Source organism: Pseudomonas sp. MSSRFD41 (assembly GCF_014230245.1).
Classification (GTDB): domain Bacteria; phylum Pseudomonadota; class Gammaproteobacteria; order Pseudomonadales; family Pseudomonadaceae; genus Aquipseudomonas; species Aquipseudomonas piscis.
This window is the reverse complement of the sequence record NZ_JACKZK010000009.1, coordinates 107,910-123,996: the sequence shown is the minus strand read 5'-3', so window position 1 is coordinate 123,996 and position 16,087 is coordinate 107,910. Positions and strand designations below refer to the sequence as shown.

The following is a 16,087-nucleotide window of genomic DNA, read 5'->3' as shown; positions in this document are numbered from 1 at the left end:
TGACATCCATCGTTCAAGAAAATGGTGACGAGCGGGTGGGGCGGCAGCCCAGGACCAGGGCCAGGGACAGCAGGGTGAGGGCGGCGCCGGCCAGCAGCAGGCCGTGGAAGCCGCCGCTGCTTTCGATCAGGCGTCCGGCCAGGGCCGGGCCGATGGCCAGGCCGACGCTGATCACCAGGTTGGAGGCGTTCATCAGGCGCCCGCTGCGATCCATCTGCGCCAGGCGCGCCAACACCAGCGGCAGGATGAAGGTCCAGGTGAACTTGAACACCAGGGCCGCCAGGGCGAAGCGCGCCAGTTGCGGTTGGCCGTACAGCACCAGCACCGAGCCGGCCATCAGGCCGTAGCCCAGCCACAACAGGCCGCTGCCGGGCAGGCGGTCGCCGAACAAGGTGGCGCACAGGGCGCCGACGATGCCCATCAGGGTGGCGATGGCCAGGATGTCGCCGCTGGCCTGGGCCGAGAGCCCGGCCTGGCTGCCGATGGCGCCGATGAAGGTCCAGACCCCGCTCAGGCTGATGTAGAAGGCGAGGATGCCGAGGATGCCCAGGCCGGCCTTGAGCCAGGAGATCGGCGGGGCTGGCGTGGCGGCGTCCAGTGACGGTTCGGCGCCGGCGGGAAAGCAGCGGGCCAGGGGCAGGCAGAGCACCATCAGCAGCGCCAGGATCAGGTAGCAGGCGCCGAGGCCGAAGTGCTCGAACAGCAGCGGCAGCAGGCTCAGGCCAATGGCCCCCAACACCAGCTGGCCCATCACCCAGAAGCCGTAGGCGCGACTGGGGTTGGGGCTGGCGGCGGCGCTGGCCAGGCAGATGATCATCAGCGAGCCGCCGGCCAGGGCGCTGCAAAAACGCGCCACCAGCAACAGCCAGTAGTCATGGACCAGCATCGACAGCAGGTTGGCGGCGATGAACAGCACCGCGCTGCACAAGGCTGCGCGGCGCCAGTCCAGGTGCTTGAGCCACCAGATGGCGGGCAGGGTGGCCAGGCTCATGGCCCCCAGCTCGGCGCTGAACAGGTCGCCGATCCGGGTCGGGCTCAGTTGCCACTGACTGGCCAGTTGCGCGGCGATGGCCGGGGCCATCAGCAGCACCGCGGGGGTGATGGCGGCGAACAGCACGATGGCCGCCAGGAGCCCCAGGGGTTGGCGGGCCGATGGCGCGGTGTCGCTCAGGGCAGGGTTATGGCTATGCATGGACGGGCTTCCTCGGGCGGGGGTCAGAACACGTGGACCAGGCGCAACAGGGCGTCGGTGCCGGCGAAACCGTTGTCGGTGGCGACGTTGCGCGACAGGCTGAACATCAGTTGGTTGCGTGAGTCCAGCCAGTGGCCCAGCTCGAATCCGACCTGGGCGTAGCGCCGGTGGGTGTCGTCGATGCGCCGGTCGTCGATGCGCAGTTCGCCGCCATCGGCCTGGATCAGCCGCAGGGCGCCGTAGGTGCTGGGCGTGAAGTCGTAGGAGGCGAAGGCTTGCAGGCGGTACAGCGGGTCCTGCTTGAGGTCGCTGCCCAGGTAGTCATCGTTGGTGGCGTAGAACTGGGCTTCGAGGTTGGCCTCCAGGACCCACTTCTCGCCCAGGCCCTGGGTGTAGTTGTAGACGAAGGTCGCGCCCCAGCGGTTGGCCCCTGGCGAGACCCCGGGCTCGCGGCTGTGGTACTCGCCCACCGGCAACGTGATCAGGGTCAGCAAGCCGCTGTAGGTGCGACTTTGCGGCTGGTTGATGAAGAACAGCGTGCCGCCCACCTGGGGATCGCCGAAACCGCTCTCGCGACTACGGCGCGCGGCACCGGGCAGGCGCGCATCGGTGTCGACGAAGGGCACGATGAACTGCGGTGTGCACAGGGTGCCGCACAGGTTGCTGAAGAACACCTGGCGGTAGGCCATGGCATTGACCCGCAGGTCGGCCTTGCCGGTGGTGTCGGCCGGGCCATGGAAGCTGTCGGCGCGGGTGGCGGGCAGGTACAGCACGCCGAGGCTGGTGCCTACCGGGGCGGCGAAGAAATCCCGGGCGTTGAGATCGGCGGCCTGGGGCGACAGGCTGGCCAGGGTGCTGGCCACGGCGAGCGCGGTACGGATGAGGTTCCTGGTCATGGGCGATGCGTCTCGTGTTGGCGTTGTTGTGCGGCGCACGGCTTGCCGGCAGGCGGCAGGGGCTGGAAACCGGGCAAGGGCTGCCCGTGACCGTCACGGGTGACGGCGCGAATCAGCGTGGGAAGGCGCTACGAGGGTCAGTCGGGCGGGGCGTGCAGCAGCTGGGCGATGCGCGCTTTGTCCTTGACCCCAAGCTTGCTGTAGATGGCGCGGATGTGATGGCGCACGGTGTTGGGCGACATGCCCAGGTCGCGCGCCACTTCCTTGTAGGTCTTGCCGTCGCCGAAGCTTTGCGCGACCTCGTTTTCCCGGGGACTGAGCTGGGGCAGCAAGGTGCGGCTGCGGGCCGCCAGCAGGAACAGGTCGCCCACCGCCTGGGACTCCACGTGCAGGCACTTGCCTTCGTAGTTGCCCAGCTCCAGGGATTGCGGCAGCTGCGGGCCGCTCCAGTGCGGCCATTCGTTGAGCAGCAGTTCGACGAAGCCACTCTCGGCGCAGTGCAGCACGCCGCGCTGGTCGCAGACCGCCAGGGCCAGGTTGCGTGGCCGGGTGAGTTGCTCGCGGGTGGCCACCAGGGTGCGAATCTGGTTGGCCGAGACCGCCGCCACCAGGTGCAGCATCAGGTTGTCCAGCAACTCGCGGTCGTCGGTGGTGAAACGCGCTGCGCCGGGTTGGCGGTACAGGGCCAGGTGGCTGCTCAGGTGGGTATGGGGGTCGATGTGCACCACGCACAGCAGTTCGCCGATGTTGTACAGGCGCCCCAGCCAGTTCAGGCCGGCGCCGTTGTCCGGATCGGCCATGTCGACGATCACCGAGCGGCCCGGGACCTGGTGCACCCGGCTCACGGTGACATCGACATGGCGGATCGATTGCCAGTCCGGCAGGTAGCTGGGGGGCAGGCGGTACAGGTAGCAACTGTGTTCGTCCGGCACGCCGTTCACCAGGGCCGAGCGGCCCCACCAGGCGCTGTCGAAGGGCAGCAACCTGGCGATGCGGGCCAGGGCGTGCGGGTGCAGCTGCTCGATGTCCTTGTTCTGGGCCAGTTGCTGCAAGGCCAGGACCAGTTCGCTGAAGGCTTGCAAGCGGCCGGGCGCAGGGGGCTGGGATCGACTCATGGCGCGGTACCTCGGGGCGACGTTGTTATTGTTTTCGTCACTGAAGGATCGACGGCCGGTACGCCAGGGCAGGCGTGGGCAGGGCCTGGGTCGAGTATCGGCGCCTGGACCGTTGGCCGCCATCCTACAGATGCAGGAGGCGGCATGAGGTCCAGGCCGGGAGGGCCGAGTTCAGGCGGCCTGGCAGGGCCGGGGCAGGCGGTGGAAGCTGCGGCTGAAGTACACCAGCGAATCACCGCGCTCCTGCACGCTGATCTCGTCCAGCTCCACCAGCATCAGCGAGTGGGTGCCGATTTCCTGGACCTCGGTGATCCGTCCCTGCAGGCTGGCCAGGGCATCCTCCAGCACCGGCAGGGCCTGCAGGCCGTCGCGCCAGGGGTGCAGGCCGAAGCGCTGGTCCATGGCCACGCCGGTCATGCCGGCGAAGTGCCGGGCCAGGTCTTCATGGGCGCCGCTGAGGATGTTCACGCACAGCCGGCCATTGCCCTTGAACACCGGGTTCAGGGCGCTGTTGCGGTTGACGCAGACCATCAGCGTCGGCGGGCTGTCGGTGATCGAGCACACCGCCGTGGCGGTGATGCCGCAACGGCCGGCCGGGCCATTGCTGGTAATGACGTTGACCGCCGCGGTCATGTGCGCCATGGCGTTGCGAAAGGCGAGTTGCTTGGGGTCGAGTATGGACATGAGGGTTCTCCGAAGGCCTGGGTGGCGAGGGCACGTGGCCCTCGCTGCGCACGACTACTGGCGGATGCGATCGAGCATGTTGATGTCGTCGGGGTTGGTCAGGTGCGGCACGGTCCAGCCGTCGAGGTCGTAATCGGCCAGGCAGCGATCCACCAGGGCGGTCATGGCTTGCATCGAGCCGCTGGCCTGGGCGTGGCGCAAGCACTGCATGCGGATCTCGTCCTGGCTGCCGGCGTAGTTGATCTCGTACAGCTCGTGGCGGCCGCCGAACTCGGTGCCGATGGCATCCCACAACAGCTTGAGGATCTTGATCCGCTCCTCGTGGCCCATGCCTCCCGAACCACGGCAATAGGTGCCCAGGTACTGGTTAAGCACAGGGTCCTTGAGGTCTCGGGAACCGGAGGGCAGGTAGATCAGGCCGCTGGCCACCACCTGCTCGATGATCTTCTTGATCTCGGTATAGGCCTGGGGCGCCAGCACCCGATAGGCCTGCAGGGCCTGGGCGCTGGGCAGGTAGACGCCGTTTTGCCACTCGCTGGCATTGCCGTGCATGGCGTCGGTCAGGGACCAGAACAAGTTACGCCAGGCCACCACTTCGCCGACCTGGGCCTGGACCCCACGGAACTCCAGGGCGCCGGTGCATTGCAGGGCCTTGACCAGCAGGCCGCTGATGAAGTCCAGCTTGACCGCCAGGCGGGTGCAGCCCTGCATCGGGAACAAGCGGCCGAACCCGCCCTGGGGGAACCACTGCCGGCAACGCTCGAAGTCGCGGTAGATCAGTACGTTCTCCCAGGGGATGAATACCTTGTCCATGATCAGGATCGCGTCGTTCTCGTCGAAGCGGCTGGACAGCGGGTAGTCGAAGGGCGAACCGCTCATGCCGGCCTGGAGTTCATAGGAGGGGCGGCAGATCAGCTTCATGCCCCGGGTGTTCATCGGCGCGATGAACATCAGGGCGAAATCGGTGTTGTCCCCCAGCAACTGGGCCGAGCCCTGGCCGACGAAGTTGTAGTGGGTCAGCGCCGAGTTGGTGGCCACCACCTTGGCGCCGCTGACGATGATCCCGCCTTCGACTTCCTGGTCCACCGAGATGAACACGTCCTTGACCTGGTCCACCGGTTTGTCGCGGTCGATGGGCGGGTTGACGATGGCGTGGTTGAGGTAGAGGCAGGCCTCCTGGATACGCTTGTACCAGGTCCGCGCGTTGTCGGCGAAGGGCCCGTAGAACTCGGCGTTGGCTCCCAGCACGCTGCCGAAGGCCGCCTTGTAGTCGGGGCTGCGACCCATCCAGCCGTAGGTCAGGCGCGACCAGTCGGCGATGGCGTCGCGCTGCTGGCGCAACTCGTCGGGGCTCCTGGCCGAACGGAAGAACTTGTGGGTGTAGCCACCATTGCCGGTGTCGGTGGGCCAGCACAGTTGTTCGTGGGTGGCCGGGTCGTGCAGGGCATCGTACAGGCGGGCCATGGACGCGGCCGAATTGCGAAAGGCCGGGTGGGTGGTGACGTCCTTGACCCGGTCGCCATAGATGTAGATCTCACGGTCGTCGCGCAGGCTGGCCAGGTATTCGGAGCCGGTCAGCGGGCGATCGGGGGAGGCACGAAAGTCTTCGGGTTTCATATCCAGTCTCGGCGTTGTTTTTATTGACCGGGACCATGATGGGCAGCGGCAAGCAGGGGAGAAATGGCTTTTTCGGCGAATGGCTTGCACTTTCCATGGGGTGGCAGGGAACCGCCGCGAACCGGAACAAAAACGCCGGAACAGCGATTTTTTGCCCGCGCCTGGACGGCTCGCCGGTGCTTTATCGATTCACTTCGCGTTATTTCGTTGTCGTCCTGAATCGCGGGTCATTTTCAGGATTTTTTTTGCAGATCAGCCATATGAAAGCGCAACGTCGGCCGATATCCACAATAGGCCCACGGACTTTGGTGCCGCAGTGTTGCTCGCCGGTACAGCCCCCGATGCACCGGTGGTCCCATGGCATGGATGCAATCATCCCGTTCTCCTTCGAGAGTCGCCCTATGACCCTGCGTAACCTGAATATCGCCCCTCGAGCTTTCCTCGGTTTTGCCTTTATCGCCCTGCTGGTCATCGTGCTGGGGGTGTTTGCGGTCAATCGCATGTCGATCATCCGCGAAGCGTCGGTCGACATGGAGAGCAACCAGCTACCCAGCGTCGCCTTCCTCGGCAACCTGACGGAGAACGTCCTGCGCCTGCGGATCCTGTCGTTCCGGGTGCTGGTCAACCGTGAGCCGGCAGGCCTGGCCGAAGCCCAGACGCGCATCGGCGCGCTGGTGGACAAGGTGCGCCAGGCCCAGGCCAGCTACGCTGCGCTGCCGGCGGGGCCCCAGGAGGCGGCGCTGTACAAGACCTTCTCCACCACCCTGGAGAACTACCTGCAGGCACAGAAGGAGATGCTCGAACTGTCACGCCAGGACAAGCTCGATGAAATGCGCCAGTTGATCAACACCCGGATCAAGGACGGCACCGACCAGATGGGCGAGCAACTGAACCAGTTGATCGCCTTCAACGCCGCCGATGCCACGGCCGCCTCCAAGGCCGCTGGCGAGCACTATGGCAGCGCGATCGCCGGGATCGTCATCGTCGCGCTGATCGCTGCCGCGCTGACCATCATCCTGGCGTTGCTCTTGACCCGTAGCATCGTCCTCCCGCTGAACAAGGCGCTGAACGCCGCCGAGGTGATCGCCGGCGGCAACCTGCGCCAGAGCATCGAGGTCGACGGCAAGGACGAACCGGCGCGCCTGTTGCAGGCCCTGGCCGAGATGCAGGCCAGCCTGCGCCGCACCATCGAGCAGATCGCCGGTTCGGCGACCCAGGTGGCCTCGGCTTCGGAGCAACTGAGCGCGGTGACCGAGGAAACCTCCCGTGGCGTCCAGCAGCAGAACACCGAGATCGAGCAGGCCGCCACCGCCGTCAACGAGATGACCGCGGCAGTGGAGGAGGTGGCACGCAACGCGGTGTCCACTTCCGAGGCTTCGCAGCAGTCGACCCAGGCTGCCCGTGACGGCCGCGACCGGGTGGTGCAGACCGTCGAGGCGATCCAGACCATGGCCCACGACGTGCAGGACACCTCGGTGATGATCGAGGGCCTGGCCACCCAGGGCCGGGACATCGGCAAGGTCCTGGACGTGATCCGCGCGATTGCCGAGCAGACCAACCTGCTGGCGTTGAACGCTGCGATCGAAGCCGCCCGGGCCGGCGAGGCCGGGCGCGGCTTCGCGGTGGTGGCCGACGAAGTGCGGGCCCTGGCCCATCGCACCGCCCAGTCGACCCAGGAGATCGAGAAGATGGTGGCTGGCATCCAGAACGGCACCGGCCAGGCCGTGGAGTCGATGCAGCAGAGCAACCAGCGCACCCAGAGCACCCTGGACCTGGCTCGCGCCGCCGGCGAGGCCCTGGAGCAGATCGCCGAATCCATCAACCAGATCAACGAGCGCAACCTGGTGATCGCCAGCGCCTCGGAAGAGCAGGCCCAGGTGTCCCGCGAAGTGGACCGCAACCTGGTGAATATCCGCGACCTGGCCACCCAGTCGGCGGCCGGGGCCAACCAGACCAGCGCCGCCAGCCATGAGCTGTCGCGCCTGGCGGTAGAACTCAACGCCATGGTCGCGCGCTTCGTGATCTGACCTGAGGCCGCCGCGGGCGGCGCTCGACGAGTCGGGTTGCAGCACCTAGGGTTTGGGCTGAGGCGTCTTTCAAGGAGAAAGCCATGCGCTACTCAGCCCTGACCCAGCGGATCGTCGGCGCAGGTTCCGCGGCCTGGAACATCCATTACCGAGCCCTGGCCCTGCGCGAGCAGGGACGCGACGTGCTGCTGCTGACGGTGGGCGACCCGGACTTCGATACTCCGGGCCCGGTGGTCCAGGCGGCCATCGACAGCTTGCTGGCCGGCGATACCCATTATTCGGACGTACGCGGCAACCTGGCCTTGCGCAGTTGCATCGCCCGTTGCCATCGCCAACGCAGTGGCCAGGTGGTGGATGCCGAGCATGTGGTGGTACTGCCGGGGGCGCAATGTGCGGTGTTCTCGGTGGCCCAGTGCCTGGTGGGCCCAGGTGACGAGGTGCTGGTGGCCGAACCCATGTACGTCACCTACGAAGGGGTGATCGGCGCCTGCGGCGCGACCGTGGTGCCGGTGCCGGTGCGGGCCGAGCGCGGCTTTTGCGTCGACCCGCTGGACGTCGCCGCGCGGATCGGCCCGCGCACCCGGGCCATGCTGCTCAACAGCCCGAACAATCCCTCTGGCGCCAGCCTGTCCCTGGATGACTGGCAGGCCCTGGCGCGCTTGTGCCTGGAGCACGACCTGTGGCTGATCTGCGATGAGGTCTACAGCGACTTGCTCTACGAGGGGCAGCACCTGAGCCCGGGCAGCCTGCCCCGCATGGGCGAGCGCACCGCCACCATCAACAGCCTGTCCAAGTCCCATGCCATGAGCGGCTGGCGGATCGGTTGGGTGATCGCGCCGCCGGTGTTGGCCGGGCACCTGGGCAACCTGGCCCTGTGCATGCTCTACGGCTTGCCCGAGTTCATCCAGAACGCCGCGGTGGTGGCGCTGTCCAGCGATTTGCCGGAATTGCTGCTGATGCGCCAGGAGTACCGCCGGCGCCGCGACCTGGTGTGTTCGATGCTGCAAGAGTGCCCCGGCTTGCAACCGGTGCGCCCCGATGGCGGCATGTTCGTCCTGGTCGATATCCGCCGCACCGGGCTGGGTGCCCAGGCCTTCGCCGATGGCCTGCTGGAGGGCCATGGCGTCTCGGTGCTGGCCGGGGATGCCTTCGGCCCCAGCGTCGTCGGGCACGTGCGTATCGCCCTGGTGCTGGATTGCCAGCAGCTGGCCGAAGCCTGCCGGCGCATCGCCCGCTTCACCGCGCAATTGCCTGTGCAATGACTAGAGCTGTCATGCGATCGATCCGCTTCGCGGTGGCCGTCGATGACGTGCCGGCTGGCCTATGGCTTGGGGCGCAGGGCGTACCAGGCCAGGCCCAGGGCGAGGCTGAACAGGCCAGTCAGGGCTTGCAAGGACCCGGCAGCACTGTCGGCCAGGGCGTTGGCCAGCAGCCCGCAAGCAGCGGTCATGGCCATCTGGATGAAGAAGAACAGGCCCGAGGCACTGCCGGCCACCGCCGCATAGGGTTGCAGGATCGCCAGCTGGCAGGCGGGAATCGCCAGGCCCACCGACAGCATGATCGCCAGCATCGGCAGGACGATGGCCAGCAAGCTGTCGGGCCACAAGCTGCGGGTGGCCAGCAGCAAGCCTGCCGCCAGCAGGTTCAGCAGCGTGGCGCGGGCGATCAGGTGGTCGGCGCCGAGCCTGGGGGCCAGGTGCTGGAACAGGCGTGAGCCCAGCAGGTAACCGGCCACGGTGGCGGCGAACACCAGGGCATAGCTGCCCGAGGACAGGCCCAGGCCGCGCTGGAGCAAGGCCGGTGATTGCAGGATGAAGGGGAAATAAGTGCAGTACAGGCAGCCGATGGCCAGGGAGTAACGCATGAAGTAGCGCGTGCCCAGCAAGCGCAGGTACAGCCGTGGCAGGCTTTCCCGGGGCGTTGCCAGGGGCTGGGGCACGCGGGTCTCCGCCAGCCTGGCAAGCATCAGCAGCCACACCGCGGCCGCCACCAGGCCCAGGGCCAGGAACAGGCCGCGCCAGCCCAGCAATTGCTCCAGCAGGCTGCCAAGAACTGGTGCCAGCATCGGCGATAAGGCGATGCCCATGGACAACAGGCCCAGCAGCCGCGCCTGTTCCGCCGGCGGGCAGCGATCACGCACCATGACCCGGCCCACCAGGGTGCCGCAGCAGCCACCCAGGGCCTGTAGCAGGCGGGCGGCCATCAATACCTCGACCCGGCTGGCGAACATGCAGGCCAGGGTGGCCAGCAGGAACAGCGCCATGCCCCACAGCAGCACCGGACGCCGGCCAAACCGGTCGCAGAGCGGTCCGCCCAGGAGCATCGACAGGGCGTAGCCGAGCATGTACAGGCTCAGGGTCAGTTGCAGCTGGGCATCGCTGGCCCCCAGTTCGTCGGCCATGGCCGGCAAGGCCGGCAGGTACAGGTCGATGCTGATCCGCGGCAGGCAGACCACCACCAGCAACAGCAAGGTCCAGAGCCAGGGGGCCAGGTCTTGCGCGGCGGCGGGAGAGAGGGGCGGGGTATCGGTGGTCGGTCGCATGGTCGGCTCGCAACAAGGGCTTGGCCGGGACGTTAAGGGCTTTATGGTTTAATGCGCAGAGCCATTTACCGTCATTTCGAGTGGACCACTATGAGCCGTGGCAAATACCCCGTTCCCCTGGACTTGCCGCTGCCACAGGCCCTGGGCGAGGGCTTGGGCAAGCAGGACAGCGCCTATGGCGCCTTGCGCCAGGCGATCCTGGACAAGCGCCTGGCGGCGGGTTGCCGCTTGCCTTCGACGCGGACCCTGGCCCAGCGCTGGGCCATGTCCCGGGGCACCCTGGAGGTGGTGTTCGACCGCTTGCGCAGCGAGGGTTACGTCAGCCGGGCCGCAGGTTCCGGGACCCGGGTCTGCGCGGTGGTGCCGGATCTCTACCTGAGTGCGCCGCTTGCCGTGGCGCCTGCAGCCAGTGACGAGGATGGCCCGAGGCCGCAGCCCCAGGGCGTGCGTGCCGGCCAGCCCTTCGTCGCACGCCTGGCCGACCCGGCGCTGTTCCCCCTGGCGCGCTGGACCCGCTCCCTGACCCGGGCCCTGGCCAGTGCCCCGGCCCAGTCGCTGTGCGACCACGACCCCGGGGGCCTGCCGCAACTGCGCCAGCAGATCGCCCAGTACCTGGGACAGCATCGGGGTATCGCATGCGAGCCTGCGCAAGTGATGGTCACCACTGGCATTCGCCATGGCCTCGACCTGCTGGCCCGCAGTCTGCTGCGACCGGGGGACGAGGTCTGCCTGGAAGACCCCGGCTACCTGTCGGCCAGGGAGCTGTTCGCCCTGGCCGGGGCACAGGCGATACCGGTGCCGGTGCTGGAGGAGGGCATCGATGTGGACCGCCTGCATGAGTATGGCGCGGCGCGGATGGTCTACGTCACGCCAGCGCACCAGGCGCCCTTGGGCATGACCATGCCGGTGTCTCGGCGCCTGGCGTTGCTGGAGTGGGCGCGGCGCAGTGGCGCCTGGGTGGTGGAGGATGACTACGACAGCGAGTTCAACTACCAGAGCGCCCCCCTGGCGGCGCTCAAGTCCCTGGATCGCGACGATCGGGTGATCTACTGCGGCAGCTTCAACAAGACCCTGTTCGCCGGCCTGCGGGTGGGCTTCATGCTGGTGCCCGATGCCTTGCGCGAGCGGCTGCTGGCCACTTTGCAGAGCACCGGGCGCTCAGTGGGGGTGATCGAGCAACTGGCCCTGGCCGACTACATCGCCAGCGGCGCCTTTTTGCGTTACCTGCGGGCCGCCCGCCAGGCCTACCAGGAGCGCCGCGACCTGCTGCTGGCGATCCTGGCCCGGGAGGCCCCGGGCTGCTACAGCATCAGCGGGCAACAAGCGGGCCTGCACCTGCTGCTGCACCTGCCGCCGGGTGGCGATGAAGCGCGGTTGCGCCAGCGCGCCGCTGCGCTCGGGATCGTCCTGCAAGGGCTGGCCGAGCATTGCCAGCAGGTGCGCCCGGGCCCGGCGGTGATCATCGGCTATGCCGCCTTGAGCCTGGCGCAGATCCGCTTCAGTGGCTCGCGCCTGGCGGCCCTGTTGGTGGATGAGGCCCGGCAAGCCCGGGCCGGGGCATGACTGTCATGGCGCTGTCATATTCGCCGGCCATGCTCGGCACCCCGGCCCCAGGGCCTTCGTATTGCACAAGGACGTCATGATCATTGTCACCTCCGGCGCGGCCTACCTGGACATGGACGCCTACGCCGGCTGCATCGCCTACGCCGAATGGCTCAACCTGCGCGGCCAGCCGGCCCGGGCCCTGAGCAGCGCGCCGCTGAATGAAAGCATTCCCCAGGCCCTGCGCCATAACTGCAAGGGGCTGGATGCATCGGTGTCGATCGGCGACGACGATGTGTTCGTGCTGGTGGACGTTTCCAATCACCTGCACCTGGACCCGCTGGTGGATCTTGCACGGGTGGTGGAGGTCATCGACCATCATCCCGGGTTCGAAGGGTTCTGGGCCGAGCGCCTGGGGCCGCGTGCGGATATCCGCCGGATCGGCTCTGCCTGCACCCAGGTCTATGAGCGTTGGCGCGACTCGGGGCTGCTGGCGCAGATGAGCCGCGACAGTGCGCAGTTGCTGGCAGCCGGGATTCTCGACAACACCCTGAACTTCACCGCCCGGATCTGCACCGAGGCCGATCGCCAGGCCTATGCCATGCTGGCCCGGCACGCCGGGTTGGACGAGCAATGGCCTGCACGCTACTTCGACCAGTGCCAGCGCCAGATCGAGGAACAACTGGAGCAGGCCCTGCACAAGGACCTGAAAGTCCTCGGGGAAGAGAGCAACCTGCCCAGGCGTTTCGCCCAGTTGACCTTGTGGAATGCCGATCGCTTGCTGCGCCAGCAACGGCCCTTGATCGAAAGGGTGCTGGGGCAGTGGGGCGATGACTGGCTGCTGAACCTGATCAGCCTCGGCGAGGGGCGCAGCTACTTGCTCAGTGGTGGAGCCGCTAGTGCGCAGAAGCTGGACCGGCTGCTAGAGTGCCCGGCCGTGAATGGCCTGCACTGCCTGGACCGGCCGATCTTGCGCAAGGAGTTGCTGCGCATGGGCCTGGCCTGGCAGGCGCCGATGACCCCGAGGTAACCGTGGACCTGGATCAAGCCTTGCAGCAAGTGGTGGATGAGCGCAGTTTCCTGGCGTTCGTCCAGGCCTTGAGCGCCGACCGGCGCCAAGCCAGCGACTGGCAGAACGACTCCATCGAGGACTTCCTCGACTCCGCCCATGCCTGGGCCGAAGCCAGTGCCATGGGCGCCAGCCAGGGGTTGGCCGACGCCTCACCGTGGAAGCGCTTCGCGGTGTTCCTGTACTGCGGCAAGATCTACGAATGAGGCGCCCGCTGCGCGGCTAGTCCTCGAAGCCGCTCTGCTCGTGGATTTCATCCATCTTCAGTTCCAGGCGGTAGGCCACGGCGATGAACAACGCCTGGCACAGGCACAAGGTGGCGCTCAGCGAACGGAAGGCGAACGAGCTGCCCTCGTTGACCAGCAGCACGCTGTTGGCGCGCCTGGCCAGGGGCGAGAGGGTGCTGTCGGTGATGATCAGGGTCTTGGCCTGGTGGTGCTGGGCAATCCGCAGGCAGTGCTGGGTTTCCTTGGCGTAGGGCGTGAAGCTGATGGCGATCACCAGGTCGTCGGGGCGGATGCTGCGCATCTGCTCGCGATAGCTGCCACCGAGCCCCGAGACCAGGTGGATGCGCTTGTTGGTGTGCTGCAGGTTGTAGACCAGGTAGTCGGCCACCGCGAAGGAGCGGCGCACCCCTACCACGTAGATGTTCTCGGCATTGACCACCAGGTCCACGGCCCGCTCCAGGGCCGCCTCGTCCAGCTCCCGTTCCAGGCGCTCGATCCCCGAGAGGGTGGCGCCGATGCAGTCGCGGGCCAGGTCGGCGCTACTGGCCTTCTGTGATTTGTTGGCGATCAGGCTGCGGATGCGCTGCTGGTAGTTCTGCACCGGCGTGGCCTTGTGGGTATAGGCCTCGCGGAACAACGCCTGCATGTCACTGAAGCCGCGAAAGCCCAGGCGCTGGGAGAAACGCACGATGGCCGAGGGGTGCACTTCGCATTCGCGGGCGATGTCGCTGATGCGATCGACCATGATCCGGTCGCGCTGCTGGCTCATGTAGCTGGCGATACGCTTGAGCTGGCGCGGCAGGCTTTCGTATTCCCGGGCGATCAGCTGCAGCAGGCCCTCGGCATCGAGCGGGGGAGTGGCGAGGTCGCTGTCCGGGGTGCCTTCGGACAAGGCCGGCTGATCGGTATGGGGCATGGTCAATCCTTCTTGCGGTGCTGATGGGGCGAGCCTGGGTAGTGCCCCTGAGACTAGGCGAACGGCGGCAGTCTACAGGGTCGACGCCGGGAAAATCATGCCGGCCGGGGCCTGCGGCGCGTTGCTGAAACGATGCAGGGCACAGATTGCGACGTGCAGCGAACTTTAGTGGAAAAAATATTCCATGTAAAAAAAATTAGAATAAATATTGATCTGGCAGTGAAAGCCGTTCTAGTCTGCACCCACCAAGAGTGCTTGCCGAGGAACCGGCGGCAGGCAGCGGCTGATAACAATAACAGGAGCCAGCATGGGCCAGGACCGCTTTGCCAGTGGGCGTCAATTGGATCTGATCTGCCTCGGACGCCTGGGCGTCGACCTCTACGCGCAGCAAGTGGGGGCCCGCCTGGAAGATGTCGCCAGTTTTGCCAAGTACCTGGGCGGCTCGTCCGCCAACATCGCCTTCGGTACCGCGCGCCTGGGCCTGAAGTCGGCGATGCTGACGCGGGTCGGCGACGACCACATGGGGCGCTTCCTGCTGGAGTCGTTGCAGCGCGAAGGCTGCGACACCCGCGCCGTGCGGGTCGATCCCGAGCGCCTGACGGCCCTGGTCCTGCTGGGCCTCAAGGACCGCGAGAGCTTTCCCCTGGTGTTCTATCGCGAGAATTGCGCCGACATGGCCCTGGCCGCCGAGGACATCGACGAGGCCTTCATCGCCTCCAGCAAGGCGTTGCTGATCACCGGCACGCATTTTTCCAGCGACCAGGTCTACCGCGCCAGCATCCAGGCCCTCGACTATGCCGAGCGCCATGGGGTGCGGCGAGTGCTGGACATCGATTATCGGCCGGTGCTCTGGGGCCTGGCGGCCAAGGCCGATGGCCAGACCCGCTTCGTCGCCGACCGCCAGGTCAGCCAGCACGTGCAGGGCATCCTGCCGCGCTTCGAGCTGATCGTCGGCACCGAGGAGGAGTTCCTGATCGCCGGGGGCGAGCCGGATTTGCTGGCGGCCCTGCGCCGGGTGCGCGAGCTGACGGCCGCGACCCTGGTGGTCAAGCTCGGGCCCAGGGGCTGCACGGTGTTCCATGGGGCCATTCCCGGGCACCTGGAGGCGTTGCAGGTGCACCAGGGCGTGCAGGTCGAGGTGCTGAACGTGCTGGGCGCCGGCGATGCGTTCATGTCCGGCTTTCTCAGTGGCTGGCTGGAGGGGGCGGACGATGAGCGCTGCTGCCAGCTGGCCAATGCCTGCGGCGCCCTGGTGGTCTCGCGCCATGCCTGTGCCCCGGCGATGCCGACCCGTGCCGAGCTCGACTACCTGTTCGGCAGCCCGCGGCCCATCACCCGCCCGGACCAGGATCCGACCCTGCGGCGCCTGCACCAGGTCAGCGTGCCGCGCAAGGCGTGGCGGCCGCTGTTCATCTTCGCCTTCGATCATCGCGGGCAACTGGTGGAACTGGCCCGCCAGGGCGGGCGCGAGCTCAAGGTCATCGAACAACTCAAGCTGCTGTTCGTCGAGGCGGTGCAGCGGGTCGAGGCCGACCTGCGACGCCAGGGCGTCGAGGCCGATGTCGGTGTGTTGGCGGACCAGCGCTTCGGCCAGGATGCGCTGAACGCCGCCACCGGTCGTGGCTGGTGGGTGGCGCGCCCGGTGGAGTTGCAGGGTTCGCGGCCCCTGGTGTTCGAGCAGGGCCGGGCCATCGGCAGCAACCTGGTCGCCTGGCCCCAGGAGCAGATCATCAAGTGCCTGGTGCAATTTCATCCCGATGACGAGCCCATGCTGCGCCTGGAGCAGGAGGCGCAGATCCGCGCCCTGTACCAGGCGTCCCAGGCCAGCGGTCATGAGTTGCTGCTGGAAGTCATCCCGCCCAAGGACGTGCCCGGGGCCCATCCCGAGGTGCTGTACCGGGCCATCAAGCGCCTCTACAACCTGGGCATCTACCCGGCCTGGTGGAAGATCGAGGCCCAGGATCGCGAGCAGTGGCAGCGCCTGGACCAGTTGATCCAGGAGCGTGATCCCTACTGCCGTGGGGTGGTATTGCTGGGGCTCAACGCCTCGCCCCAGGCCCTGGCCGAGGGCTTTCGCCAGGCCGCCGGCAGCAGCAGTTGCCGAGGCTTCGCCGTGGGTCGCACGATCTTCCAGGAGCCCAGCCGCGCCTGGCTGGCAGGGGAGATCGACGACCAGCAGCTGATCGAGCAAGTACAGGGCACGTTTGTCCAGTTGATCGAGGCTTGGCGCAGCGCCCGCCCATGAACGCCCCACGCCTTG

The 16,087-nt window shown here is 67.2% G+C and carries 13 protein-coding genes and 1 pseudogene; 7 read left to right on the top strand and 7 right to left on the bottom strand.

The genetic code is table 11. The features are described 5' to 3' along the window. Positions 1-13: 13 nt before the first annotated feature. The 5 genes from H7A76_RS15800 to hpaB form a co-directional block, all read right to left on the bottom strand. Positions 14-1,192, bottom strand: a complete 1,179-nt coding sequence (locus H7A76_RS15800) for an MFS transporter (RefSeq protein WP_185699351.1) — start codon at positions 1,190-1,192, stop codon at positions 14-16. A gap of 23 nt (positions 1,193-1,215) precedes the next feature. After that, positions 1,216-2,088, bottom strand: coding sequence for a transporter (locus H7A76_RS15795; protein ID WP_185699350.1), 873 nt, complete (start codon positions 2,086-2,088; stop codon positions 1,216-1,218). 137 nt (positions 2,089-2,225) lie between these two features. Beyond that, the gene (locus H7A76_RS15790) at positions 2,226-3,203 is read right to left on the bottom strand and encodes a helix-turn-helix transcriptional regulator (RefSeq protein WP_185699349.1); all 978 of its coding nucleotides are present in this window, start codon (positions 3,201-3,203) and stop codon (positions 2,226-2,228) included. Positions 3,204-3,374: 171 nt separating this feature from the next. After that, positions 3,375-3,887 carry a 4-hydroxyphenylacetate 3-monooxygenase, reductase component gene (gene hpaC / locus H7A76_RS15785; protein WP_185699348.1) on the bottom strand — a complete coding sequence of 171 codons (513 nt, stop codon included), beginning with the start codon at positions 3,885-3,887 and terminating at the stop codon, positions 3,375-3,377. Between the two features lie 54 nt (positions 3,888-3,941). Then, the gene (gene hpaB / locus H7A76_RS15780) at positions 3,942-5,504 is read right to left on the bottom strand and encodes a 4-hydroxyphenylacetate 3-monooxygenase, oxygenase component (RefSeq protein WP_185699347.1); all 1,563 of its coding nucleotides are present in this window, start codon (positions 5,502-5,504) and stop codon (positions 3,942-3,944) included. A gap of 35 nt (positions 5,505-5,539) precedes the next feature. On the opposite strand from hpaB, the pseudogene H7A76_RS32810 reads away from it, so the two are divergent. The 3 genes and pseudogenes from H7A76_RS32810 to H7A76_RS15770 all read left to right on the top strand — a co-directional run. Then, positions 5,540-6,673, top strand: a pseudogene (locus H7A76_RS32810) (MCP four helix bundle domain-containing protein); the annotation flags it as partial. Next, a complete protein-coding gene (locus tag H7A76_RS32805) occupies positions 6,668-7,531 on the top strand; it encodes a methyl-accepting chemotaxis protein (protein ID WP_409299628.1) in 864 nt (287 codons plus the stop codon). The pseudogene H7A76_RS32810 and the gene H7A76_RS32805, both read left to right, overlap by 6 nt. 83 nt (positions 7,532-7,614) lie before the next feature. Beyond that, the gene (locus H7A76_RS15770) at positions 7,615-8,793 is read left to right on the top strand and encodes a pyridoxal phosphate-dependent aminotransferase (protein ID WP_185699346.1); all 1,179 of its coding nucleotides are present in this window, start codon (positions 7,615-7,617) and stop codon (positions 8,791-8,793) included. Positions 8,794-8,852: 59 nt separating this feature from the next. Here H7A76_RS15770 and H7A76_RS15765 read toward each other — a convergent pair whose 3' ends face one another. Beyond that, complete coding sequence (locus tag H7A76_RS15765; RefSeq protein ID WP_185699345.1) at positions 8,853-10,073, bottom strand: multidrug effflux MFS transporter; 1,221 nt, start codon at positions 10,071-10,073, stop codon at positions 8,853-8,855. A gap of 90 nt (positions 10,074-10,163) precedes the next feature. Between H7A76_RS15765 and H7A76_RS15760 the strand changes: the two genes are divergently transcribed. The 3 genes from H7A76_RS15760 to H7A76_RS15750 all read left to right on the top strand — a co-directional run bounded on the left by H7A76_RS15760 (position 10,164) and on the right by H7A76_RS15750 (position 12,890). Then, on the top strand, positions 10,164-11,636 hold the full coding sequence (locus H7A76_RS15760) for a PLP-dependent aminotransferase family protein (RefSeq protein WP_185699344.1): 1,473 nt from the start codon (positions 10,164-10,166) through the stop codon (positions 11,634-11,636). A 76-nt stretch (positions 11,637-11,712) separates the two neighbouring features. Further along, positions 11,713-12,645 carry a DHH family phosphoesterase gene (locus tag H7A76_RS15755; RefSeq protein ID WP_185699343.1) on the top strand — a complete coding sequence of 311 codons (933 nt, stop codon included), beginning with the start codon at positions 11,713-11,715 and terminating at the stop codon, positions 12,643-12,645. A 2-nt stretch (positions 12,646-12,647) separates the two neighbouring features. Further along, positions 12,648-12,890, top strand: a complete 243-nt coding sequence (locus H7A76_RS15750; RefSeq protein ID WP_053130677.1) for a hypothetical protein — start codon at positions 12,648-12,650, stop codon at positions 12,888-12,890. Positions 12,891-12,906: 16 nt separating this feature from the next. On the opposite strand, the gene H7A76_RS15745 is transcribed toward H7A76_RS15750, so the two are convergent. Beyond that, positions 12,907-13,827: a MurR/RpiR family transcriptional regulator gene (locus H7A76_RS15745; RefSeq protein WP_185699342.1), complete on the bottom strand. Its 921-nt coding sequence runs from the start codon at positions 13,825-13,827 to the stop codon at positions 12,907-12,909. Between the two features lie 307 nt (positions 13,828-14,134). Here H7A76_RS15745 and iolC point away from each other — a divergent pair, with 307 nt between their 5' ends. Further along, the gene (iolC, locus tag H7A76_RS15740) at positions 14,135-16,072 is read left to right on the top strand and encodes a bifunctional 5-dehydro-2-deoxygluconokinase/5-dehydro-2-deoxyphosphogluconate aldolase (RefSeq protein WP_185699341.1); all 1,938 of its coding nucleotides are present in this window, start codon (positions 14,135-14,137) and stop codon (positions 16,070-16,072) included. The last annotated feature ends 15 nt before the right edge of the window (positions 16,073-16,087 follow it).

Coding starts and splice junctions, on each gene's coding strand:
- H7A76_RS15800 (WP_185699351.1), bottom strand. CDS start 1,192: ATGCATAGCCATAACCCTGCCCTGAGCGACACCGCGCCATCGGCCCGC.
- H7A76_RS15795 (WP_185699350.1), bottom strand. CDS start 2,088: ATGACCAGGAACCTCATCCGTACCGCGCTCGCCGTGGCCAGCACCCTG.
- H7A76_RS15790 (WP_185699349.1), bottom strand. CDS start 3,203: ATGAGTCGATCCCAGCCCCCTGCGCCCGGCCGCTTGCAAGCCTTCAGC.
- hpaC (WP_185699348.1), bottom strand. CDS start 3,887: ATGTCCATACTCGACCCCAAGCAACTCGCCTTTCGCAACGCCATGGCG.
- hpaB (WP_185699347.1), bottom strand. CDS start 5,504: ATGAAACCCGAAGACTTTCGTGCCTCCCCCGATCGCCCGCTGACCGGC.
- H7A76_RS32805 (WP_409299628.1), top strand. CDS start 6,668: ATGCAGGCCAGCCTGCGCCGCACCATCGAGCAGATCGCCGGTTCGGCG.
- H7A76_RS15770 (WP_185699346.1), top strand. CDS start 7,615: ATGCGCTACTCAGCCCTGACCCAGCGGATCGTCGGCGCAGGTTCCGCG.
- H7A76_RS15765 (WP_185699345.1), bottom strand. CDS start 10,073: ATGCGACCGACCACCGATACCCCGCCCCTCTCTCCCGCCGCCGCGCAA.
- H7A76_RS15760 (WP_185699344.1), top strand. CDS start 10,164: ATGAGCCGTGGCAAATACCCCGTTCCCCTGGACTTGCCGCTGCCACAG.
- H7A76_RS15755 (WP_185699343.1), top strand. CDS start 11,713: ATGATCATTGTCACCTCCGGCGCGGCCTACCTGGACATGGACGCCTAC.
- H7A76_RS15745 (WP_185699342.1), bottom strand. CDS start 13,827: ATGCCCCATACCGATCAGCCGGCCTTGTCCGAAGGCACCCCGGACAGC.
- iolC (WP_185699341.1), top strand. CDS start 14,135: ATGGGCCAGGACCGCTTTGCCAGTGGGCGTCAATTGGATCTGATCTGC.